5 protein-coding genes are annotated in these 3,972 nt (G+C 74.5%); 1 reads left to right on the top strand and 4 read right to left on the bottom strand.

Annotated elements, in window-relative coordinates; all coding sequences use genetic code 11:
* The coding region (locus VR44_RS18480; protein WP_045948635.1) for a citrate synthase at positions 1 to 601 on the top strand (601 nt) is incomplete at its 5' end.
* Positions 602 to 732: 131 nt separating this feature from the next.
* On the opposite strand, the gene VR44_RS18475 is transcribed toward VR44_RS18480, so the two are convergent.
* The 4 genes from VR44_RS18475 to VR44_RS18460 form a co-directional block, all read right to left on the bottom strand.
* Positions 733 to 1,359 carry a TetR/AcrR family transcriptional regulator gene (locus VR44_RS18475; RefSeq protein ID WP_045948634.1) on the bottom strand — a complete coding sequence of 209 codons (627 nt, stop codon included), beginning with the start codon at positions 1,357 to 1,359 and terminating at the stop codon, positions 733 to 735.
* Positions 1,347 to 2,114, bottom strand: a complete 768-nt coding sequence (locus tag VR44_RS18470) for an enoyl-CoA hydratase family protein (RefSeq protein ID WP_045948633.1) — start codon at positions 2,112 to 2,114, stop codon at positions 1,347 to 1,349. The genes VR44_RS18475 and VR44_RS18470 overlap by 13 nt, the downstream gene beginning before the upstream one ends.
* Positions 2,115 to 2,347: 233 nt before the next feature.
* Complete coding sequence (locus VR44_RS18465) at positions 2,348 to 3,505, bottom strand: acyl-CoA dehydrogenase family protein (protein ID WP_045948632.1); 1,158 nt, start codon at positions 3,503 to 3,505, stop codon at positions 2,348 to 2,350.
* The coding region (locus VR44_RS18460; RefSeq protein ID WP_045948631.1) for an acyl-CoA carboxylase biotin carboxyl carrier protein subunit at positions 3,502 to 3,972 on the bottom strand (471 nt) is incomplete at its 5' end. The genes VR44_RS18465 and VR44_RS18460, both read right to left, overlap by 4 nt.

The following is a 3,972-nucleotide window of genomic DNA, read 5'->3' as shown; positions in this document are numbered from 1 at the left end:
CGAGCACGGCATGAACGCCTCCACCTTCACCGCGCGCGTCATCGCCTCCACCGGCGCCGACGTCGCCGCCGCCCTGTCGGGTGCGGTCGGCGCCATGTCCGGGCCGCTGCACGGCGGCGCGCCGTCGCGCGTCCTCGGCATGATCGAGGAGATCGAGCGCACCGGCGACGCCGTGGCCTACGTGAAGAAGGCCCTCGACAAGGGCGAGCGCCTCATGGGCTTCGGCCACCGCGTCTACCGCGCCGAGGACCCGCGCGCCCGCGTCCTGCGGCGCACCGCCAAGGAGCTCGACGCCCCGCGCTACGAGGTGGCCGCCGCACTGGAGAAGGCCGCCCTGGAGGAACTGCACGCCCGGCGCCCCGACCGGGTGCTCGCGACGAACGTCGAGTTCTGGGCCGCGATCATGCTGGACTTCGCGGAGGTCCCGGCGCACATGTTCACGTCCATGTTCAGCTGCGCCCGTACCGCCGGCTGGTCCGCGCACATCCTGGAGCAGAAGCGCACGGGCCGCCTGGTCCGCCCCTCGGCCCGCTACATCGGGCCGGGCCGGCGCGACCCGCGTGACATCGAGGGCTACGCGGACATCGCCTCCACCGCCTGACCCCGACGGCCACCCGCAGGGCGCCGCACCCCCCTTCGCAGGGCGGGATGCGGCGCCCTTCCGTGTGCGGTGTTCCGCGTGTGCCGGGTCCGGTGTTCCGCGGCCGCCGTGCGGAGTCCGCCGTGCGCCGGTCATCCCAGGGCGGCGTCGATGATCCTCGACCACTGGGCGACGACCCGCTCCCGGCGGGCCGTGTCGTCCGTCAGCACGTTCGCCAGGCCCAGGCCCCGGGCCATGTCGAGGAGCCCCTGCACGGTCTCCCGTACCCCCGGGACCGACTCGTCCGCGCCCAGCAGCTCGACGGCGATGCGGTGGGTCTCCCGGCCGACCCTGGCCTCCAGCTCGGTGACCTGGGGCCGCAGCTGCTCCTCGTTGGAGGCCGCCACCCACAGCTGGAGCGCGGCCCGGAACAGGGCCCCCGTGTACAGGTCGACCAGGGCCTCCACGACCGCCGGCCGGGGGGCCGGAGCGGCCTGGAAGAGCTCCCGCAGGGCGGTGGAGCGTTCCTCGGAGACGTACTCGACGGCGGCCGTGAAGAGTGCCTCCCGGGTCGGGAAGTGGTGCTGGGCCGCACCCCGCGACACCCCGGCGCGCTCGGCGACCACGGCGACGGTGGAGCCGGCCCAGCCGTGCTCGGCGAGGCAGGACACGGCCGCCTCCAGGAGGTGCCGCCGGGTGACCCGGCTGCGGGCCTGCTTGGGGAGGCCGCGGGCGGGGGTGGCGGCGGTGCCGCTCTCGGGGCCGGTCAGCGTACCCATGACGGGTCCCGGCGCTCGAACCGGGCGGTGATGCCCTCACGGGCCTCGGCGGAGGCGAAGAGCCGCGCGGAGAGTTCGCTCAGCCGGTCGCCGTCCCGGTCCAGGGCCTCCCTCACCCCGGCGGCGACCATCGCCTTGGTCTCCGCGAGGGCCTGCGGGGAGGCCTTGCGCAGCCCGTCCAGGACGGGCGCGAGGGCGGTGTCCGGGTCGCCGTCCGTGTGGAGGGTGAGCAGCCCTATCCGGGTGGCCTCGGCCGCGTCGAAGGGTTCGGCGGTCAGGAAGTAGCGGGAGGCCGCGCGGGGGTCGAGACGGGGCAGCAGGGTCATCGAGATCACGGCCGGGGCCAGGCCGAGGTGGGTCTCGGTGAAGGCGTACGAGGACTGCGGCCCGGCGGCGGCGATGTCGCAGGCGCCGAGCACCCCGAGGCCGCCGGCGCGGACGTGCCCGGTGACGCGGGCCACGACCGGCTTGGGGAGCGTGGTGAGCTCGCGCAGCAGGGCGAGGAAGTCGGCGGGGTCGCAGGGGGACTTCAGGTCGGCTCCGGCGCAGAAGGTGTTGCCGGTGTGGGTGAGGAGCACCGCGCGGGTGCCGTGGGTGTGGAGCACCGCGCGGGTGCCGGTGTCCTTGCCGGCTTCGGCGAGCGCGGCCCGCAGCTCGCCGACGAGCTGCGCGGAGAGCGCGTTGCGGTTGGCCGGGGAGTCGAGGGTGAGGGTGGTGATGCCGGTCGCCTTGGCGGCGTGCACGAGTGGGGCCATGTCTCCTCCGGAGGGGTCTGTTGACGGGGCGCCGGCCCCCTCCGGGGAGGGTACGCGGCACCACCCCCGCCCCCGCCCCGCCCNGCCCCGCCCTGCTCCGCCCCTCCCCGGCCCACGGGGCCGGCACGGTCCTGCCGTTCACCCGGTCGGGGTGGGGGCGTCGCCCTGGCGGGGCTTCCCGGTGGTCGGCGGGGCCGGGGGTGGCCGGGAAGCTCGGCAGGACCAGCCGCGGGTCAGTAGGACTTGGGGAGGCCCAGCGTCTGGTGGGAGACGAAGTTGAGGATCATCTCCCGGCTGACCGGCGCGATCCGCGCGACCCGGGCCGCCGTGATCAGGGACGCCAGCCCGTACTCGCGGGTGAGGCCGTTCCCGCCCAGCGTGTGCACCGCCTGGTCCACCGCCCGCACGCACGCCTCCCCCGCCGCGTACTTCGCCATGTTCGCCGCCTCCCCGGCCCCCATGTCGTCCCCGGCGTCGTAGAGCCGCGCGGCCTTCTGCATCATCAGCCGCGCCAGTTCCAGTTCGATGTGTGCCGCCGCCAGCGGGTGCGCGACCGCCTGGTGGGCGCCGATCGGTTCGTTCCACACCTGGCGGGTGCGGGCGTAGTCCACCGCCTTCGCCAGCGCGTACCGCCCCATCCCGATGGCGAAGGCCGCCGTCATGATCCGTTCGGGGTTCAGGCCCGCGAAGAGCTGGAGCAGCCCGGCGTCCTCGTCCCCGACCAGTGCCTCGGCGGGGAGCCGGACCTCGTCCAGGACCAGTTCGAACTGCTTCTCCGCCGCCTGGAGTTCCATGTCGATCACCGAGCGGGAGAAGCCGGGGGTCTCGCGGGGGACGATGAACAGGCAGGGCTTGAGGCGGCCCGTGCGGGCGTCCTCCGTGCGGCCGACGATCAGCGTGGCGTCGGCGATGTCCACGCCGGAGATGAACACCTTGCGGCCCGTGAGGACCCATGCGTCGCCGTCGCGCCGGGCGGTGGTGGTGATGCGGTGGGAGTTGGAGCCGGCGTCGGGTTCGGTGATGCCGAAGGCCATCGTGCGGCTGCCGTCCGCGAGCCCGGGGAGCCAGGCCCGTTTCTGGGCCTCGGTGCCGAACCGGGCGATGACCGTTCCGCAGATGGCCGGGGAGACGACCATCATCAGCAGCGGGCAGCCGGCGGCGCCGAGTTCCTCCAGGACGATGGAGAGTTCGGCGATGCCGCCGCCCCCGCCCCCGTACTCCTCGGGGAGGTTCACCCCGAGGTAGCCGAGCTTGGCGGCGTCGGCCCACAGTTCGTCGGGGTGGCCGCCCTCGCGGGCGAGCCGGGCGAGGTAGTCACGGCCGTAGCGCTGTCCGAGGGCGGCGACGGCGGCGCGCAGGGCCTGGTGCTCTTCGGTTTCGGTGGGGCTCATGACGGCGTTTCCTCCTGGACTACGGCGAGCAGGGCGCCGAATTCGACCTGTTGGCCGGTGGCGGCGTGGAGCGCGGTGAGCGTGCCGGAGGCGGGGGCGAGGATGCGGTGCTCCATCTTCATGGCCTCCAGCCAGAGCAGGGGCTGCCCGGCGGTGACGGTGGTGCCGGGGGTGAGGCCCTCGGCGACGCGGACGACGGTGCCGGGCATGGGGGCGAGCAGGGAGCCCGGTTCGGTGCGGTCCTGGGGATCGGGGAACCGGGGGACGCGGGTCAGGGTGTGGGAGCCATGGGTGGAGTCCACGTAGACGGTGTTCGATTTGTGTTTCACGTGGAACGTGCGTCGTACGCCGTCGACTTCGAGGGTGACGAGGGCGGGGGTGGCGGCCAGGACGCGTACGCCCGGGCGGTCGACGGGCTGGTACTGGACCTCGTACTCGGTGCCGGCGGTGGTGTAGCGGCGGGGCTG

This window comes from Streptomyces katrae, assembly GCF_000966975.1.
GTDB classification, from domain to species: Bacteria; Actinomycetota; Actinomycetes; order Streptomycetales; family Streptomycetaceae; genus Streptomyces; species Streptomyces katrae.
Note: the sequence above shows the minus strand (reverse complement) of the source record. Positions and strands in the feature narration are given on the sequence as shown.